Here is a 19,147-nt window from a genome sequence, read left to right as displayed (position 1 = left end):
TCCGCACCTCGACTATCCGGACAGGTTGAAGTTGCCGTTGGAGCCGTAGATGGCCAGGGATATGAGCAGGGTGACCGAGACGACGACGATCAGGGAGGTGCGGACGGCGTTGCCGACGGCGACACCGACTCCGGAGGGGCCGCCGGTGGCGAAGTAGCCGAAGTAGGTGTGGATCAACAGGATCGTGATCGCCATCAACACCGCCTGCAGGAACGACCACAACAGGTCGATCGGGTTCAAAAACGTGTTGAAGTAGTGGTCATACAAACCGCCGGATTGCCCGAAGAGCACCACGGTGGTGAACTGCGACGCCACGAAACTCAAAATGACGGCAATGGAGTACAGCGGGGTGATGGCCACCATGCCGGCCACGATCCGGGTGGAGACCAAATATTCCACCGGCGGGATGCCCATCGATTCCAGGGCGTCGATCTCCTCATTGATCCGCATCGCCCCCAACTGGGCAGTCACCCCGGCCCCGAACGTCGCCGCCAGGCCGATCCCGGCCACCACCGGCGCCGAGATCCTGACGTTGATGAAGGCGGCCAAAAACCCGGTGAGCGCTTCGATACCGATATTGCCCAGCGAGCTGTAGCCCTGCACCGCCAACGTCCCACCAGCGGCCAGGGTGAGGAACCCGACGATGACCACGGTGCCGCCGATCATCGCCAGGGTGCCCGCACCCATCGAGATCTCGGCGATCAACCGGATGATCTCTTTACGGAAGTGGATCGCCGCGTGCGGGGTACCGGCGATCGCGCGGCCGTAAAAGATGGTGTGGTCCCCGATCCGCCCGAAGGTGCCCAACGGGCGGCGCACCTGACGGGCGATCCGCGGATACAACGCCTGCAGTGATGCCATCAGCGTGCGCTCATCCGGATACCGATCGCCGTCACCACGACGTTCACCACGAACAACGCCATAAACGCGTACACCACCGTCTCATTGACCGCATTGCCCACCGCCTTGGCGCCACCCCCGGTGATCGTCAACCCCCGATAACACGCCACCAGACCGGCAATAAGACCGAACATCAACGCTTTGACACACGAGATGATCACCTCGGGCACCCCGGTCAACAGCGTGATGCCCGCGGCGAACGCACCAGGATTGACATCCTGGACGAACACCGAGAACACATACCCACCCAAAATCCCGATGATCACCACCAACGAGTTCAACAACAGCGCAACAAGTCCTGAGGCCAGCATCCGCGGGGTCACCAACCGTTGCACCGGATTGATCCCCAACACTTCCATCGCATCGATCTCTTCACGGATCGTGCGCGACCCCAAATCCGCACACATCGCCGTCGCCCCGGCACCGGCCACGATCAACACCGTCACCAACGGACCCACCTGGGTCACCGCACCAAACGCCGCACCCGCCCCCGAGAGATCAGCAGCACCCAACTCCCGCAACAAAATATTGAGGGTGAACGACACCAACACCGTGAACGGAATCGCCACCAACAACGTCGGCGCCAACGACACCCGCGCCACAAACCACGACTGCTCCAAAAACTCCCGCCACTGAAACGGCTTGCGAAACACAAACCGCACCGCATCCGCCGACATCGCAAACAACCCACCGATAGCCTGCATCGGACCAGCCGCACTACTCAACGCAATGCCCGGCGACCAACGATCTGCTGTGCGATTTGCCATGGGTGTCTTCAGAACCTCCAACGTCATCGTGTTCATCGCCCCAGCGTCATGGCACTAACCGGTCCAAAACTGGAACGTGTTTCAACGACGCCAACGCAGATTAGTGCACTTAGCGCCCGCGCGGTAGCGAATCTCGGCAATCGAGATGTGTGACTGGTGGTGTAGGTGTTTCTCGACGGTGATTCGAGACGACTCGGGTCGATGTGTCTCGTTCAGAGTCCCGCACGCCGTTCGTCACGGTGAAAGAGTGAACCGCACAACGGCTCAGAAGACGCCCGGTTCCCGGTCAGCGGGATCGCCCCGGCATGCTGTCGATCGCTGCCCACAATGATCGGTGCCGCTAGCCCGATCCTTCGAACAGGAGCTGACCGCCATGGCGACCTTGCAGCGCTACTCCGATCGTCGCGTGTTGATCACCGGCGGCGGCTCCGGTATCGGCCAGGCCTGCGTGTTGCGCATCCTCGACGAGGGCGGCCGCGTGGTGGCCGCAGACATCAGCGAGTCGGGGCTCAAGGACACGGTCGCCAAGGCGGCCGACGCCGGCAGCAGGCTCAGCACCGTCGTGCTCGATGTGAGCTCCGAGGACTCGGTGAAAGCCGGTGTCGGGGAAGCGATCTCTACGCTCGGTGGCCTCGACACGGTGGTGAACGTGGCCGGCATCCTGCGCTCAGATCACTTCCTGGACACCACGCTGGCCGCCTTCGAACAAGTTCTGCGGGTGAACCTGGTCGGCACGTTCCTGGTGACCCGCGAAGCGATTCCCGCGCTGAAGAATGGCAACGCACCGGCTGTGGTGAACTTCAGCTCGACCTCGGCGGCCTTCGCCCATCCCTACATGTCGGCATACGCCGCGTCCAAGGGTGGAGTCCAGGCGATGACACACGCCCTGGCCGCCGAATTCGCGAAAGACGGCATCCGGTTCAACTCGGTGCAGCCCGGTTCGATTTCGTCGGGCATGACCGACGGCACCGGCGAGTCCAAGCAGAGTGTCGGCCCCGGCCTGCCCGAGGATGTCGACTACAGCTTGTTCGGCCGGGTCGCGCCCCTGCTCCCCTTGCCCAAGGGCGAGATCTTCGCCAAACCGGATGCCGTCGCCAATGTCGTCGCGATGCTGGGCAGCCCGGACGCCTACTTCGTCTCGGGCACCGAGGTCCGCATCGACGGCGGCGCCCACATGTAGGTCAGGCGTTGATGCCTGCGGTGAGGATGGCGGCCAGTTCTCGGTAGGCCGCCGCGTCGTCGAGTCCGGTGGTGGATCGAACCGTCCCCTGCTGGATGCGGACCATCATCGCGGCCGCCAGGTCCGCGGCGAACGCCGCGTGCACGTCCCGGAATTCTTCGGCGGCAACGCCTTCGGCGATCAACTCGCTGACCCGGCGCGCGGCGATCGCGGTGTTCTGCTCGTAGACGGCCCGAGCCGGCGCGAAGGCATCCAGGTCGGTCATGAAGCGATCCGACGCCACCTCGAGAGCGGCGCCGACAGCGGTGAGGTAGGCGGTGATCCGCGCTCGCGCCCCCTCGGCCTCGGCGACCTGCTGCTCGACATCGTCGGCAGCCCGCCGGAAGAAGTGGACGGTGACGGCGTGGACCAACTGCTCCTTGCTGCCGGCCAGGGTGTACAGCGTGCCCTTCGAACAACGCAGCCGCCCGGCGATGTCGTCGAGGGTCAGGCGCGCGAAACCCTCGGCGAGGAAGAGCGTCAGCAGGGCGTCGAACAACTCGCCGCGGCGTCGCGTCCCGAACGCCGGGGCGGTACGGTTGGCCATCCCACGGATAGTACTGATAGACGTAATTCCGTACTGTCTTGAGTATCCACCGAGAGGCCGCTCATGCCCGTCGACCGACTGCTTCCCGACCAGGACGCCGCGGATCTCATCGCGTTGACCCGCGATATCTGCACTCGTGTGCTCAGCCCGATCGTCGATCAGCACGAGCGGACCGAGACCTATCCGGAAGGCGTCTTCGCCCAGCTCGGCGCGGCCGGGTTGCTGAGCTTGCCGCAGCCGGAGGAATGGGGTGGTGGCGGGCAGCCGTTCGAGGTGTATCTGCAGGTCCTCGAGGAAATCGCCGCACACTGGGCCGCCGTGGCGGTGGCGGTCAGCGTGCACAGCCTGTCGTGCCACCCGCTGCTGGCGTTCGGCACCGACGAGCAGCGCGCCCGGTGGCTGCCGGGAATGCTGTCGGGCGACCAGATCGGCGCCTACAGTCTCTCGGAGCCGCAGGCCGGTTCGGATGCCGCCGCGTTGCAGTGCAAAGCCGTGCCGACCGACGCCGGATACGTGATCAACGGCTCCAAGGCATGGATCACCCACGGCGGCCGGGCCGACTTCTACAACCTGTTCGCCCGGACGGGCGAGGGGGTCTCATCCGGCGGGCAGGAGCGCAGCGACACGGGGAAAGGCAAGGGCATTTCCTGCTTTTTGATACCGGCCGACCAGCCGGGCCTGAGCTTCGGCAAGCCAGAGGAGAAGATGGGGCTGGCCGCAGTTCCCACCACATCGGCGTTCTACGACAACGCCGTCGTCGATGCCGAACGACGTATCGGCGCCGAAGGCCAAGGGCTGCAGATCGCGTTCAGCGCACTGGACTCCGGTCGACTCGGCATCGCCGCCGTCGCCGTCGGTATCGCGCAGGCTGCCCTCGATGAAGCCTGCGCCTACGCCAACGAGCGAACCACGTTCGGCCGCAAGATCATCGACCATCAGGGGCTGGGTTTCCTGCTCGCCGACATGGCCGCCGCGGTGGCCAGCGCGCGGGCCACCTACCTGGATGCCGCCCGTCGTCGCGACGCCGGCCGCCCCTACTCGCAGCAGGCCAGCGTCGCCAAGTTGGTGGCCACCGATGCCGCGATGAAGGTGACCACCGACGCCGTCCAGGTTCTCGGCGGTGTCGGCTACACGCGCGACTACCGCGCGGAGCGCTATATGCGTGAAGCCAAGATCACCCAGATCTTTGAAGGAACCAACCAAATACAGCGACTGGTTATCGCACGCGGGCTCACGACCGCCTGAACTCCGGTTACGATCCGTCGCAGTGACGGCCCTGATTCCCCCCGGGTCCGCAGTGCCGTTCAATCGAAAGCCGTGCCCCAAACGGGGTCGCCACGAGCGATTCCATCGAAGAATTCCTATTTTGTTGCGGAATCGGTTGCGAAGAGCACGCAAATCCGCAATCGTTTAGGGGCGGAGTCGACAGGTCGCAACTCGTCGGCCCGCGGACAAAGGAGGACGGGCCCTGACCGACACCGGCGCCACCGCCACCCAGCAGACCCCCGGACACACCGGACCCCGGCGCAGCAGCAGCGCGCCGGTCATCGAGATCGACCACGTCGTCAAACGCTTCGAGGACTACGTCGCCGTCGCCGACGCTGACTTCTCGATCGGCTCGGGCGAATTCTTCTCCATGCTCGGACCATCCGGCTGCGGAAAGACCACCACCCTGCGGATGATCGCGGGCTTTGAACAACCTACCGAGGGCGCGATCCGGCTCGAAGGCGTAGACGTCTCCCGAGTGCCTCCGCACAAGCGCAACGTCAACACCGTCTTCCAGCATTACGCGCTGTTCCCGCACATGACGGTGTGGGACAACGTCGCGTACGGGCCCCGCAGTCAGAAGAAAGACAAGGCCACGGTGAAGAAGAGCGTCGACGAGATGCTCGAGGTCGTCAGACTCACCGACTTCGCCCAGCGCAAGCCCGCACAGCTCTCCGGCGGCCAGCAGCAGCGCGTCGCGCTGGCCAGAGCGCTGGTCAACTACCCCAGCGCATTGCTGCTCGACGAGCCGCTCGGCGCCCTGGACCTCAAACTGCGGCACGTCATGCAGTTCGAACTCAAACGCATCCAACGAGAGGTCGGAATCACGTTCGTCTACGTGACGCACGACCAAGAGGAAGCGCTCACGATGAGCGACCGGATCGCGGTCATGAACCAGGGCAACGTCGAGCAGATCGGCACCCCGAACGACATCTACGACCGCCCCGCCACCGTTTTCGTGGCCGGCTTCATCGGCCAGGCCAACCTCTGGCACGGCCGACAGACCGGCCGTGTCAACCGCGACTTCGTCGAAGTCGAGGTGCTGGGCACCAAACTCAAAGCGCGACCCGGCGACACCACCATCGAATCCGGCGGTCAGGCCACCCTGATGGTCCGGCCCGAACGAGTTCGGGTGTCGATGGACCAGCCCACCGGAGATGTCGCCTCCGTCGGTGCCAAGGTCGTCGACTTGACCTTCCAGGGACCTGTGCTGCGGCTCTCGCTGGCCGCCGCGGACGGCGCCCCGATTCTGGCTCACGTCGGGACCGACCAGGATTTGCCGATGCTGCGTCCCGGCGACGACGTGTTCGTCGCCTGGGCCCCCGAGGCGTCTCTGGTGCTACCCGCCGCCGACATCCCCACCACCGAAGACCTCGAAGAGATGCTCGACGACTCCTAAAACGCATCGACGCGCTACCGCCGCTCATCCTCCTACCTTCCCCTTCACGAAAGGCTTTACGGCACATGGCCACAGAATTCGACCCCCGGATCCTTGCCTCGAGCGCGTCCCGGCGCCGGTTCATCGGTGGCGGTGCCGCCGCCGCAGCCGCGCTGGTCCTCGGACCGTCCTTCCTCGCCGCGTGTAGCAAGTCCGACAACAAGAGCAGCTCGAGCGGACCTGCCACCCCGTCCGACGACGGCTCCCCGGCCACCGGGAAGTTGCGGATCTCGAACTGGCCGCTGTACATGGCCGACGGTTTCGTCGCGGCTTTCCAGACCGCGACCGGCCTGACGGTGGATTACAAAGAGGACTACAACGACAACGAAGAGTGGTTCGCCAAGAACAAGGAGCCGCTGTCGCGCAAGCAGGACATCGGGGCCGACCTGGTGGTGCCCACCCAGTTCATGGCGGCCCGGCTCAACGGCCTTGGCTGGCTCAACGGGATCAGCGAAAGCCGCTGGACCAACAAGAAAAACCTGCGCGAAGACCTGCTCAACGCCAAGGCCGACCCGGGCCGAAAGTTCAGCGCGCCCTACATGTCCGGCATGACGGCGCTGGCCTACAACCGGGCGGCGACCGGTCGCGACATCACCAAGATCGACGACCTGTGGGATCCCGCCTTCAAGGGCAAGATCAGCCTGCTCGCCGACACCCAGGACGGGCTCGGCATGATCATGCTGTCGCAGGGCAGCTCGGTGGAGAACCCGACCAGCGACGGCGTGAACAAGGCAGTCGCCCTGATCAAGCAGCAGAAGGACGCCGGCCAGATCCGCCGATTCACCGGCAACGACTACGCGGACGACCTGGCATCCGGCAATGTCGTTATCGCCCAGGCATATTCGGGCGATGTGGTCCAGCTGCAGAAGGACAATCCGGACCTGAAGTTCGTGGTACCCGAGACCGGTGGCACCACGTTCGTCGACACCATGGTGATCCCCTACACCACGCAGAACCAGAAGGCCGCCGAGGCCTGGATCAACTATGTCTACGACCGGGCCAACTACGCGAAACTGATCGCGCACACCCAGTACGTGCCGGTGTTGTCCGACATGACCGATGAGCTCAACAAGATCGACCCGGCCCTGGCCGCGAACCCGTTGATCAACCCGCCGAAGGCCACCCTCGACAAGCTGAAGACGTGGGCTGCGCTCACCGACCAACAGACCGACGAGTTCAACAAGGCCTACTCCTCAGTCACCGGCGGGTAACGCGATGGCAGGAGTAGCCAGTAGCAATCGGCAGCGGAGCAAGCTCGCTCCCTACCTGATGATCCTTCCCGCGCTCGCGTATCTCGGGGTCTTCTACGTCATTCCGTTCGTCTCGCTGTTCCGGACGTCCCTGTCGACCATGGGCGGCTCGATCTATCTGCCCGAGCTCACCTTCGCCTGGGATTTCAGCAATTACGGCGACGCGCTGAGCCAGTACCGCGAGCAGATCCTGCGGTCGTTCGGCTACGCGCTGGCCGCGACGGTGCTCTGCCTGCTGTTGGCCTTCCCGCTGGCGTATGTGATCGCCTTCAAGGCGGGGCGCTACAAGAACATGTTGCTGGGCTTGGTGATCCTGCCGTTCTTCGTGACGTTCCTGATCCGCACGCTGGCGTGGAAGACGATTCTGGCCGACGACGGCTGGGTGGTCCACGCGTTGGGCACCGTCGGGCTGCTCCCGTCGGAGGGCCGGCTGTTGTCGACCGGCTGGGCGGTCGTCGGCGGCCTGACCTACAACTGGATCATTTTCATGATCCTGCCGCTGTACGTCAGCCTGGAGAAGATCGACGCCCGACTGCTGGAGGCCTCCCGCGACCTGTACGGCAGCAACCGCAGGATGTTCGGCAAGGTGATCATGCCGCTGGCGATGCCCGGTGTGCTGGCCGGCAGCATGCTGGTGTTCATCCCGTCGGTCGGTGACTTCATCAACGCCGACTATCTCGGCAGCACTCAGACCAGGATGATCGGCAACGTCATCCAGAAGCAGTTCCTGGTGGTCAAGGACTACCCCGCCGCCGCCGCACTGAGCTTTGTGTTGATGGCACTGATCCTCGTCGGTGTGCTGATCTACACGCGGGCCCTCGGCACGGAGGACCTGGTATGACAGCGAAGCGGGATCGCGCATGACTACCGAGGCCGGGGCGGCACTCGCCCAGACCATCGACCACGGTGGATTGGCCAAGCCGGGCCGCAACATTCGAGGGCACTTCAAGCTCGGCGATGTGGCCCTGCGCATCATCGCCGGCCTGGTGCTCTGCTATCTGTTCCTGCCGATCCTCGTGATCATCGTGTTCTCGTTCAACAAGCCGGCCGGCAAGTTCAACTACACCTGGCAGGGTTTCACGCTGGACAACTGGGCGGACCCGTTCAAGTACCCGGCTCTGACCGAAGCACTGAAACTGAGCCTCAACGTCGCCGCGGTGTCCACAGTCATCGCCGGAGTCCTCGGCACGTTGGTGGCGGTCGCCCTTGTGCGCCAACGGTTCCGCGGCAGCAAGGCGGTGGACACCTTCCTGGTGCTGCCGCTGACCTCGCCCGAGGTCGTCATGGGCGCCTCGCTGCTCACCCTGTTCCTCGACCTGGGCTGGGCCACCGGATACACCACGATCGTGATCGCACACGTCGCCTTCGAGATCAGTTTCATCGCGATGACGGTGCGGGCCCGGATCCGCGGCTTCGACTGGACACTGGAGGACGCCTCGCTGGATTTGGGCGCCGGCCCGACCCGAACGTTCTTCAAGGTGACGCTGCCGTTGATCGTGCCGGGCATCGTCGCGGCCGCGATGTTGTCGTTCGCCCTGTCGCTGGACGACTTCATCATCACCTACTTCGTCAGCGGCTCGACGGTGACTTACCCGCTGTACGTGAACGCGGCGGTGAAAGCCGCTGTGCCGCCGCAGATCAATGTGCTGGCCACTGCGATCCTGGTGATCAGTCTGATCCTGCTGGGTGTCGGGACGCTCTATCGCCGCAAGCGCGACACCTGAGTTCGACACGCGAACCAGCGGGTTCGCTCCGGTAACCGGGCTCGATGCGGCATCCTTGGCGGGTGACGGTCGACGCGATACTGGAATCCATCCCACCGCTGGCGGTGTACCTGATCGTCGGGCTGATCATCGGGCTGGAAAGCCTCGGCATTCCGCTGCCGGGCGAGATCGCGTTGGTGAGCGCGGCGCTGCTTGCCTCCCGGCACAGTCTGGACATCAGTCCACTGTGGGTGGGCGCGGCCGCCACCATCGGCGCCATCATCGGCGACTCGATCGGATACTCGATCGGCCGCCGATACGGCATGGGACTGTTCGAACGGCTCGGTAAGCGCTTTCCGAAACACTTCGGTCCCGGCCATGTGGCCCTGGCCAAGAAACTGTTCGCCCGCTGGGGTGTGTGGGCGGTGTTCTTCGGGCGCTTCATCGCGCTGCTGCGGATTCTCGCCGGCCCCTTGGCGGGTGCGCTGCGTATGCGTTACGGCCACTTCCTGGCCGCCAACGCATCCGGTGCGGTCTGCTGGGCCGGCGGCACGACCGCGGTGGTCTACTACCTCGGCTTGGCGGCCGAGAAGTGGTTGTCGCGCTTCTCCTGGGTGGCACTTGTCGTCGCGATCGTCGTCGGCATCGGCATGACGCTGCTGCTGCGGGAACGCACGAGAAATCTGATCGCCCAGCTCGAGCACGAGCACGATTGGGAAACTTTGCGCCGGCACGACTGAAATGGGGCAGCTGCCCCATGCCCAGAACAGGTGTGGGACGCCAGCATTGATCCATGATCACACCTCAAGACGCAGTCAGCGCAAGCGAAAACCATCCGAAACTACCTGTGGGCGACGATGACCGGGTGAGCGGCTTCGGCATCATGGGCCTGCCGTTCGACACCGGGCATTATCTGGCCTACCGGGATTTCGGAGCCTCCTCCTTCTCGCCCGCCTACCGCTCGGTGTGGCACCGCGACCCGGGTGGCCGCTGGACCTTCTACGCCACCACGCCCGCCGAGCAGAGCTGTTCACGCTATTTCAGTTCGGCGACAACGGTTCCGGCGGTGGAATGCGATATCACGATGACCTGGACCGATCCCTGGTCGTTGGTCATCACCATCCCGGGGCTGCTGCGGTGGACCGTCGGTATGAGCAGCACGCCGATCACTCGCGCAGTCAGCCGGCTCGGCCGAACCATGCCCGAATGGGCTTGGGCCAGTGAGCCGGTACTCGCGGGCATGGGCAGGGTGGCCGGCCCGCTGTTGCGGACCGGCGGCATGCGGCTGGCCGGCACCGCGCCGAACGGCCAGAATTTCCGCGTCGCCCCACGTCAGATCTGGGCGGTCCGCCGCTCGCGAGCGGTCCTCGACGGGGTGAGCTGCGGAACGATCGCGCGGCTGGCCACCCAGAGTCGGCTGGCCGATTTCCGCCTGCCACAGCGGGGCCTATGCGTGGTCGGCAGCGCTCGCTTCGACAGCTTCGACCCGCGGCGCCACGTCTGGGCCGGGCAGACCGCGTCAAGAGAACCCGTCGGCGCGTGTTGAAGAGCACAATCGAGCGCGTGGCAGCGCCGAGAATCCCGACCGGTCCCCCGTCCCGGGCACCGAGCCGAGCCGAGATGCTGGCCGCGCTGTCAGTCGCGATCGATCTCGGCCTCGGCCAGCCGGCCGAGCACATGCTGCGGGCCGCGCTGATCGGGACTCGGATCGCCGACCGGCTGGGCCTCGACCGTGAGCAACGCGATTGCGTGTACTACGCCACCCTGGTGATGTGGATCGGTTGTCACGCCGACTCACACGAGTTCGCGAACTGGTTCGGCGACGACATCTCGGTGCGCCGCGACGCGTATCACGTCGACTGGGCGGGGTTGCCCTACTACCGCTTCCTGGCGGCGAATGTCGGGCGCGGTGAACCCATCACCCAGCGGCTGACGTCGATCGCGACGCTGTTCATCAATGCCCGCGGCAACATGTCTGCGCTCATCCACTCGCATTGCACGTCGGCGGCGCTGCTCGCCGACCGCATGGGTCTGGGCGTCGGCGTGCAGAATGCGCTCGGGTTCAGCTTCGAACGCTACGACGGAAGCGGGCTGCCGGGCGGCGTCGCAGGTGCGGACATCCCGGTCGAGATGAGGGTCGCTCAGCTCGCCGACATGGCCGAGGTGCACCACCGCACCGGCGGGGTGGGCGCCGCAGTCGACATGGCCAGGGAGCGCAGCGGCCGCCAGTTCGACCCGGATGTGGTGGACGCCTTCGCCGCCGACGCCGACGCAATCCTGGCCGGACCGCCCGCGGGTGAGGTCTGGGATGCCGCGCTGGCGTGCGCACCCGATCGCCACGAGCCGCTGCAGCAGCATTCTCTCGATGAACTCTTGATCGCCCTCGGCGACTTCGTGGATCTGAAATGTCCGTTTACACTGGGACATTCACGTGCGGTGGCGCAGCTGGCCGGTGATGCCGCGGAGGCGGTCGGTCTCGGCGCGGACACGGTGACCCTCGTCCGCCGCGCCGGTCATGTCCACGATCTCGGCCGCATCGGCGTCTCCAACCAGGTGTGGTCCAAACCCGCCACCCTGTCGGCGGCGGAGTTCGAACGCATGCGCCTGCACCCGTACCTCACCACCCGCATCCTCAGCCGGATCAACGGCCTCGAACCGGTTGCCCAGATCGCCGGAAATCACCACGAGTACATCAACGGAACCGGATATCCGCGCAGCCTGCCCGGTGCAGCACTCGGCCTGCCGGACCGGGTACTGGCCGCTGCCGTCGCCTACCAATCGGCCTTGGAGCCAAGACCGTACCGCGCCGCGCTCGATCCGGATGCGGCCGCGCGGCGGGTCCGGGACCGCATTCGCGACGGTGAACTCGACGAGGTGGCCGGCGAGGCCGTCCTGCAGGCGGGCGGGCACCGGAGCCGGCGGTCCGCGACCCGGCCCGATGGCCTGACGCCGCGCGAGATCGAGGTGCTGTGCCTGGTGGCGCGGGGTGCCTCGAACAAAGAGATCGCTGCCGCGCTGGTGATCAGCGAGAAAACCGCCCGCAACCACGTCGAACGGACCTACGCCAAGATCGGGGTGTCCAATCGCATCGGTGCGAGCATGTACGCGCTGCGCCACGGGCTCACCGAATCGGTGTAGTTGAGGCGGATGCCCCATGATTGCGGCGGCCTTCCCGACGAGCATCGTGGGTATGACAAACATCCCATCGTCTCCGCAATCGCGGACTCGCCGCATACTGGTCGTCACCTACGGGGTGGCGAGTTACCTCGTCTTCCTGGTCGCCTTCTGCTACGCCGTCGTCTTCGTCGGCGGCATCGTCGTACCGCGCACGGTCGACCACGGTATCGACGGCGCCTCGCTCGGCGTGGGGCTGACCATCAACACACTGCTGCTCGGGCTGTTCGCTGTCCAGCACAGCGTGATGGCCCGGCCCGCCTTCAAACGGTGGTGGACACGCTTCGTGCCGCCGGCCGTCGAACGCAGTACGTACGTGTTGTTGGCCAGTCTTGTTCTCCTGCTGCTGTATTGGCAGTGGCGGACGATGCCGGACGTGATCTGGCACGTCGATCAGACCGCGGTGCGGGTGCTGCTGTGGACGCTGTTCGCGGCGGGCTGGGCCACCGTCCTGGCAGCCACGTTCATGATCGACCATTTCGAGCTGTTCGGTCTGCGCCAAGTCTTCACGGTCTGGCGGGGCTCGCCGCGCCGAGAGAACGGCTTTCGGGCCACGCTGCTGTACCGGCTGGTGCGGCACCCGCTGATGCTGGGCTTCCTGGTCGCCTTCTGGGCCACCCCCGTGATGACCGCGGGTCATCTGCTCTTCGCGATCGGTACGACGGGCTACATCTTGATCGCTCTGCAGCTCGAGGAGCGAGACCTGCTCGCGGAGTTGGGCGACAGCTACCGGGTTTACCGGAACAGCGTGCCGATGCTGGTTCCCGGCGTGCGTCCGCGGCGGTCATGCCCCGTGACCGGTGCGGCGTCGGAGGGGTTTTCCGCCGCTTCACACGGGTAACTCGACCTACGTGGCCGACAATTCAATGAACGGTGCTGTGCGAGCAGCCACCGACAGCAGGGCCTTCGAGCTCGCCGCCAGGGCCGGATACAGCATCAGCGGCGTTCTTCACCTCCTGATCGCGTACATCATTGTGCGGCTCCCGTTCGGCTCGGCCGGAAACGCCGATCAGTCCGGCGCGTTGGCGACGCTGGCGGCCCAGCCCGGCGGTGCGGTGGCGCTGTGGCTCGTCGCCGGTGGCCTGGTCGCCATGGCCCTGTGGCGCGTCGCCGAGGCCATCCTCGGTTCACACCCGAGCGAGCCGGGGCGCGAGCATGACGGTGCCTACGATGTGTTCGAGCGGATCAAGTCCGGCGGCCTCGCCCTCATCTACGCCGGCATCGCGCTGGCCGCGGTGAAGTTCGCCGACGGTGGTGGCGAGTCCAGCAGCGAGCGGAACGCCGGGCTCACCGCCCGGTTGCTCCAAACCGGTTGGGGCAAAGCAATTCTGTTGATCGCTGCTGCCGTGATCATCGGTATCGGCGGCTACCACGTCTACAAGGGGCTGTCGACCAAGTTCGAGGAGGACCTCACCGTCTCCGGTGGTGGACCGCTGATCACCCCGCTGGGCATTGCCGGGTACACCGCGAAGGGAGTGGTGTTGGGTGGTGCCGGAGTGCTGTTGGTCATCGCGACGCTGACCGCCGACCCCGCCAAGGGTGCCGGGCTGGACGCTGCCGTCAAGAGTCTGGGGCAGCCGCCGTTCGGCAAGGCACTGCTGATCGCGGCGTCTGTCGGCTTCGCCGCCTACGGCGCGTATTGCTTTGTCCTCGCCCGCTTCTCGCGAATGTGATGGCGCAACTCATTCGGCGTAATAGCGAACCCGGGTGATCGCACCACCGGCCGCGCCGACCTCCGCGATCAGTACACCGGTTTGTGTCCCGCTCAACGACGCGGTGACCGACGAGCCGGCGGCGATCACCTTGGTCCATGACGCTCCCGCCAGCTCGTCACTGAAAGCGCCGAACTTCAGGGGGTTCCGTTCCCCGCGAGTGATCAGTGCCCCGGGCGCGAGCGCTCGCCAGGCTCGCAATTGATCGGCGGTGGTAACCGCATCGAGGAAGCCGCGGACAGTCCGCTTACCGCGGAACCGGGGACCGCGGAATCCCGAGGCGAAGCCCAAGGATCCGCGCCACCCTTGGTTGCGGATGAGCGCGCGACTCAACTCCACCGCCTGCGGGCCTGCGGCGGCGCCGTTGCGCGCGAACTGCACCACCATCGTGGGCAGCTCCCAATAGGCGCGCAGGCGTTCGATGCGCCACTGGTGGCCGACATCGCGCAAGTCGTAGCGAAGTACGGCCGGAATCTGCATCGTCACCACCGGACCCATCCCGACCTCCAACACGACATCACGAATGACCGTTGTGTCCGAGACGATGTCGGCTCGGTGATGGAAGACGATGTGGCGCGGAGCGATGAAAGTGTCGTAGAACCGCCCGATCTGTTGCGGCCCGACGTGCGGTCGCGATCCGACCGGATCCTCGACCCGGCCGTCGTCGGTGAACAATCCAACCCAGCCGGCGCGGTCGTGGTCGGCCGCCATCTGTGGGGAACGATCGACCACATCGATGAGTATCGAGCGCGGTGCGGTCATCAGACGGTGTGCACCAGTTGGATCCCGCGACCGCGCATCTCGTCGAGCGCCTCGGCGGTCGACCCAGGCGCCACCCCGGCCGTGAGATCCACCAGCACACGGGTTTTGAAGCCGTTGCGGGTGGCGTCCGCCGCGCTTTGGCGCACGCAGTAATCGGTGGCGATCCCGACGATGTCGACTTCGTCGACGCCGCGAGCGCGCAACCAGTCGGCCAGCGACGTGTGGTCGACCGCCCCTTCAAAGCCGCTGTAGGCAGCGGTGTAGGCACCCTTGAGGAACACCGCCTCGATCGGCGAGGTCGCCAGTTCCGGGGGGAAGTCGGCGCCGGATGTCCCCGCCACACAGTGCTTCGGCCACGAATCGACGTAATCGGGCTGATCGGCGAAGTGGGCACCGGGGTCCAGGTGATAGTCCTTGGTCGCCACCACATGGTCATAACCGTGGTCGCCGGCCAGCAACGCGTTGATGCCCCGTACCACCGCGCCGGCTCCGGCCACTGCCAGCGACCCCCCCTTGCAGAAATCGTTCTGCACGTCGACGATGATCAACGCCCGCATCTGCCCACCGTATCGGCAGATCCGGGGGTGGTCACCCGCAGTACAGTTCGTAGCGATATGACACTGTTCGACTTCTTCCGGGCCGAGGAGCTGCCGGCGCCGGCGATCACCCCGGTACAGGCTCATGACATCGCCGAGACGCACTTCGGGATCGACGCCGAGGTCGCCGCGCTCGGTAGCCAGCAGGATGCCAATTTCCTGCTGAGCGATACCGACGGCGATCCGATCGGGGTGCTCAAGGTTGCGAATCCGGCGTTCTCCCGCCTCGAGATCGAGGCGCAGGACGCCGCCGCGGCGCATCTGAGCCGGGCCGGGAACGACGTGCGCGCGGCGACGAACATCGCGCGCGCCGGTTTCGCCCCGATCGCCGAGGTGCGCGGCGAGGACGACGCGGTCCTGTACGCGCGGATCATCAGGCACCTGGCCGGCGGCACATTGAGCGGCGAGCAGTACATCCCCCCAGCGCGGGCGGCGGCACTCGGTGCCATGGCCGCGCGAACCGTCCAGGCGTTGGCCGACTTCGACCATGCCGGCGTCGACCGGGTGCTGCAGTGGGATCTGCGCCATGCCCAACGCACCGTCGAGGTACTTGCCGGGCACATCACCGAACCCGCACGCCGGGAGGCAGTCGAAGTTGCCGCTGCCACTGCCTGGCAGGTGGTCGCCGACCTGGCCGACGACCTGCCAATCCAGGTGATCCACGGCGATATCACCGACGACAACGTGGTGTGCGGTCCAGCGGAGACCGGTCAGCTTCCCGATGGCGTCATCGATCTCGGTGACCTGACCCGGTCCTGGGCCGTGGGCGAACTGGCGATCGCGGTGTCATCGCTGCTACGGCACGACGGCGGGGAGCCCGTCGCGACCTTGCCCGCCATCGCGGCCTTCCACGCGCTGCGCCCGCTCGGGCCGGCCGAGATCGAGGCGTTGTGGCCGTTGGTGGTGCTGCGGGCGGCGGTACTGGTGGTCAGCGGCATCCACCAGGCCGTGCTCGATGCCGACAACACCTACGTCGCCGAAGCCCTGGATTCCGAATGGCGGATCTTCGAACGCGCGATCGACGTGCCCGGCGAGGTCATGACCGCGATGATCCGCGCAGCACTCGGCGTACCCTGCGGCGCCGAGGCGCTGCCGGCGGAATCCGTGCTCATCGACGGACTGGCACCGGCTGCCGTGGTGCGGCTGGACCTGTCCTCGGAGTCTGACTCGATGGACGCCGGCCGGTGGCTGACCGCCGACTACGAGGACGACCTGGCGGTCAAGGCACTCGTCGGCGGCGCCGGGGCGGTCGTGACCATCTTCGGCCAGCCCCGCTTGACCCGGACCGTGCCGTTGACCCCGCAATCCGGTGCCACCATCGGTACCGGCGTGGACCTGTGGGTGAGCGCGCCGACGCCGGTCGCCGCGCCGTGGGCGGGATCGATCGATGCCGTCAGCGACGACGCCCTCACGGTGACCGGCGCCCCGGGGACGGTCCACATCCGCGGCGCGCTGCGAGTCGGTGACCAGGTGCATCCGGGCCAGAGCGTGGTCGCGGGCACGGCGCTGGGCAGCGTCGAGGGCCATGTCTGGATCCAATGGCGCACCCGGCCCGACGTCGTGGTCCCCGACTTCGTCCGTGCCGAATACGCAGCGGGCTGGCTGCACCTGGTCGTGGACCCGAGCCCGCTGCTGGGCCTGCCCTCAACGGCCCCGGCATCCGACGACAGCGAGGCGTTGTGGCGCCGTCGCGCCGAATCCTTCGCCACGGTGCAGGAGCACTACTACCTGAATCCACCCCGCATCGAGCGCGGCTGGCGCGAGCACATGGTGTCCACCGATGCCCGCAGCTATCTCGACATGGTCAACAACGTCGCGATCCTCGGCCACGGCCATCCGGTGCTCGCCGACGCGGTCGCCCGCCAATGGCGGCGGCTCAACACCAACTCGCGGTTCAACTACGCCGCTGTGGTGGCGCTCTCGGAACGGCTGGCCGCCACGTTGCCCGACCCGCTCGACACGGTGTTCCTGGTGAACTCCGGCTCGGAGGCCGTTGATCTCGCGCTACGACTGGCGCTGGCCACGACCGGCCGCCACGACGTGGTCGCGTTGGCCGAGGCCTATCACGGCTGGACGTACGCCACCGATGCCATATCAACCTCGGTGGCCGACAACCCCAACGCACTGGCTACCCGACCCGACTGGGTGCACACCGTGCCATCCCCCAACTCCTACCGCGGCGAGCATCGCGGACCGGACGCTGCCCGCTATGCGCCCGAGGCCGTCGATATCATTGAAGGCCTTGTCGCTCAAGGCAATCCGCCAGCGGCATTCATTTGCGAGCCGTTCTACGGCAACGCCGGCGGGATGGCGCTGCCCGATGACTACCTCAAGACCGTCTACGCGGCGGTGCGCGGTGCCGGCGGGCTGGCCATCGCCGACGAAGTACAGGTCGGTTATGGCCGCACCGGCCGCTGGTTCTGGAGCTTTCAGCAGCAGGACGTGGTTCCCGACATCGTCACCGTTGCCAAGGCGATGGGCAACGGTCAGCCGCTCGGTGCCGTGATCACGACCCGCGAGATCGCCGAGCGGTATCGCACTCAGGGCTATTTCTTCTCCTCGGCCGGCGGCAGCCCGGTCTCCAGCGTGGTCGGCCTCACGGTGCTCGATCTCCTGGAAAAGGAAGGTCTGCAGCGCAACGCCCTGACCGTTGGTGACCACCTGCGGGCCCGCATCGAGGACCTGGCGACCCACCACGAGTTGATCGGCACGGTGCACGGCAGCGGGCTGTACATGGGCGTCGAGCTGGTCCGCGACCGCACGACGCTGGAGCCCGCCGTCTCCGAGACCGCGGCGATCTGCGAGCGACTGCTCGGGCTCGGCGTCATCGTGCAGCCGACCGGCGACCGGCAGAACGTGCTGAAGGTCAAGCCGCCGATGTGCATCACCAGGGAGTCGGCCGACTTCTTCGTCGACATGCTCGACCGGGTGCTGTCCACCGGCTGGTGAATCAGCCCGACGAGGTTCGAGCCGCCAGCCAGTCCCGCTGAGCCCGCACGAACCGCGCATCGACCACCGCGCCGTGGCCGGGCACGTAGCGGGCGTCGTCGCCGCCCAACTCGAGCAGCCGGTCCAGCGCGAGCGGCCAGCCGGCCACGTCGGAGCCGTCGTCGATCGCCGGATCCGCAGACTCTTCGACCAGGTCGCCGCAGAAGATGACCGTGCGCTCATCGGTCCCGACGGGCGGAACGACAACGACCAGGTCGTGGTCGGTATGCCCTGGTCCGGGCAGTTCCAGGTGGACGCTGCGGCCACCGAGGTCGAGGTCGAGGTCGGTCACGACGTGGTCGGGCGCGCGGACGCCCGCGATCGCCCGGTCCAACCGGACCGGGTCGGCCCCGTATTGCAGGGCGTGGGCGCGAACCTCCCCGATTCGGGTGGTCAGCGCCTCGGCCACGGCCGCCGGTGAATACAGGACGGCCGTACCGAAACCGGCCGAGCCGAGAATATGGTCGAAATGATGGTGCGTCATCACCAGGTCGGTGACTGCGCACCGGTGAGTTCGGCCACATCGTCGGCGATGCGAGCGGCCTCGGAAAGGGTTGTGCCGCAGTCGATCAGCAAATTCCGGTAGTCACCGTGGACCAGCCCGACCGTAACGTCGAGAAACCGCAGCCGACAGCGGTGTACGCCCTCGGACAACGTTTCCCACAGGAGGTGCATCACAGTAAAGATAGCCGCTGGCCTACGGTGGTGGTGGGCACTTACGTTGCACTGTGTAGCTAGGCGAATTATAGTCCAGACACATGTCCAGACAGTTCGCTGACCGTGTCCGGTTACATACACGATGACATATGCGAGCTCGGCGGGTAA

17 protein-coding genes and 1 pseudogene are annotated in these 19,147 nt (G+C 66.2%); 12 read left to right on the top strand and 6 right to left on the bottom strand.

Features of this window, described 5'->3' with window-relative positions:
- Positions 1-12: 12 nt before the first annotated feature.
- Both AB431_RS15030 and AB431_RS15025 read right to left on the bottom strand, forming a co-directional pair.
- Positions 13-861, bottom strand: a complete 849-nt coding sequence (locus AB431_RS15030) for an ABC transporter permease (protein ID WP_047330600.1) — start codon at positions 859-861, stop codon at positions 13-15.
- Entirely contained in the window at positions 861-1,667 is an 807-nt protein-coding gene (locus AB431_RS15025; RefSeq protein ID WP_047333444.1) for an ABC transporter permease, read from the bottom strand. The genes AB431_RS15030 and AB431_RS15025 overlap by 1 nt, the downstream gene beginning before the upstream one ends.
- Before the next feature lie 373 nt (positions 1,668-2,040).
- Here AB431_RS15025 and AB431_RS15020 point away from each other — a divergent pair, with 373 nt between their 5' ends.
- Entirely contained in the window at positions 2,041-2,847 is an 807-nt protein-coding gene (locus tag AB431_RS15020; RefSeq protein WP_200902642.1) for an SDR family NAD(P)-dependent oxidoreductase, read from the top strand.
- A gap of 1 nt (position 2,848) precedes the next feature.
- Here AB431_RS15020 and AB431_RS15015 read toward each other — a convergent pair whose 3' ends face one another.
- On the bottom strand, positions 2,849-3,433 hold the full coding sequence (locus AB431_RS15015; protein ID WP_047330599.1) for a TetR/AcrR family transcriptional regulator: 585 nt from the start codon (positions 3,431-3,433) through the stop codon (positions 2,849-2,851).
- A gap of 63 nt (positions 3,434-3,496) precedes the next feature.
- Here AB431_RS15015 and AB431_RS15010 point away from each other — a divergent pair, with 63 nt between their 5' ends.
- The 10 genes from AB431_RS15010 (at position 3,497) to AB431_RS14965 (ending at position 13,937) form a co-directional block, all read left to right on the top strand.
- Positions 3,497-4,678: an acyl-CoA dehydrogenase family protein gene (locus AB431_RS15010; RefSeq protein ID WP_047330598.1), complete on the top strand. Its 1,182-nt coding sequence runs from the start codon at positions 3,497-3,499 to the stop codon at positions 4,676-4,678.
- Positions 4,679-4,979: 301 nt separating this feature from the next.
- The gene (locus tag AB431_RS15005) at positions 4,980-6,098 is read left to right on the top strand and encodes an ABC transporter ATP-binding protein (RefSeq protein ID WP_047330597.1); all 1,119 of its coding nucleotides are present in this window, start codon (positions 4,980-4,982) and stop codon (positions 6,096-6,098) included.
- Between the two features lie 65 nt (positions 6,099-6,163).
- On the top strand, positions 6,164-7,348 hold the full coding sequence (locus tag AB431_RS15000; protein ID WP_047330596.1) for a spermidine/putrescine ABC transporter substrate-binding protein: 1,185 nt from the start codon (positions 6,164-6,166) through the stop codon (positions 7,346-7,348).
- 4 nt (positions 7,349-7,352) lie between these two features.
- Positions 7,353-8,228, top strand: a complete 876-nt coding sequence (locus AB431_RS14995; RefSeq protein WP_047330595.1) for an ABC transporter permease — start codon at positions 7,353-7,355, stop codon at positions 8,226-8,228.
- A 19-nt stretch (positions 8,229-8,247) separates the two neighbouring features.
- A complete protein-coding gene (locus AB431_RS14990; RefSeq protein ID WP_047330594.1) occupies positions 8,248-9,111 on the top strand; it encodes an ABC transporter permease in 864 nt (287 codons plus the stop codon).
- A gap of 62 nt (positions 9,112-9,173) precedes the next feature.
- Positions 9,174-9,830, top strand: a complete 657-nt coding sequence (locus AB431_RS14985) for a DedA family protein (protein WP_047330593.1) — start codon at positions 9,174-9,176, stop codon at positions 9,828-9,830.
- Positions 9,831-9,883: 53 nt separating this feature from the next.
- Positions 9,884-10,636 carry a hypothetical protein gene (locus tag AB431_RS14980; protein ID WP_047330592.1) on the top strand — a complete coding sequence of 251 codons (753 nt, stop codon included), beginning with the start codon at positions 9,884-9,886 and terminating at the stop codon, positions 10,634-10,636.
- Between the two features lie 74 nt (positions 10,637-10,710).
- Positions 10,711-12,228: an HD domain-containing phosphohydrolase gene (locus AB431_RS14975; RefSeq protein WP_047330591.1), complete on the top strand. Its 1,518-nt coding sequence runs from the start codon at positions 10,711-10,713 to the stop codon at positions 12,226-12,228.
- 52 nt (positions 12,229-12,280) lie between these two features.
- Positions 12,281-13,105 (top strand): methanethiol S-methyltransferase, encoded by an 825-nt coding sequence (gene mddA / locus AB431_RS14970; protein WP_047333442.1) that lies wholly within the window; start codon positions 12,281-12,283, stop codon positions 13,103-13,105.
- A gap of 10 nt (positions 13,106-13,115) precedes the next feature.
- Entirely contained in the window at positions 13,116-13,937 is an 822-nt protein-coding gene (locus tag AB431_RS14965) for a DUF1206 domain-containing protein (RefSeq protein ID WP_144418265.1), read from the top strand.
- A 9-nt stretch (positions 13,938-13,946) separates the two neighbouring features.
- On the opposite strand, the gene AB431_RS14960 is transcribed toward AB431_RS14965, so the two are convergent.
- Entirely contained in the window at positions 13,947-14,738 is a 792-nt protein-coding gene (locus AB431_RS14960; protein ID WP_047330589.1) for a ketosteroid isomerase family protein, read from the bottom strand.
- Positions 14,738-15,295: a nicotinamidase gene (locus tag AB431_RS14955; protein WP_047330588.1), complete on the bottom strand. Its 558-nt coding sequence runs from the start codon at positions 15,293-15,295 to the stop codon at positions 14,738-14,740. The genes AB431_RS14960 and AB431_RS14955 overlap by 1 nt, the downstream gene beginning before the upstream one ends.
- Positions 15,296-15,352: 57 nt before the next feature.
- On the opposite strand from AB431_RS14955, the gene AB431_RS14950 reads away from it, so the two are divergent.
- Positions 15,353-18,283: an aminotransferase gene (locus AB431_RS14950; protein WP_047330587.1), complete on the top strand. Its 2,931-nt coding sequence runs from the start codon at positions 15,353-15,355 to the stop codon at positions 18,281-18,283.
- Between the two features lies 1 nt (position 18,284).
- Here the strand turns inward: AB431_RS14950 and AB431_RS14945 are convergent.
- Positions 18,285-18,997: pseudogene (locus AB431_RS14945) on the bottom strand (MBL fold metallo-hydrolase).
- Positions 18,998-19,147: the final 150 nt, after the last annotated feature.

Origin of the sequence: Mycobacterium sp. EPa45 (assembly GCF_001021385.1) — a bacterium.
Lineage (GTDB): Bacteria > Actinomycetota > Actinomycetes > Mycobacteriales > Mycobacteriaceae > Mycobacterium.
Note: the sequence above shows the minus strand (reverse complement) of the source record. Positions and strands in the feature narration are given on the sequence as shown.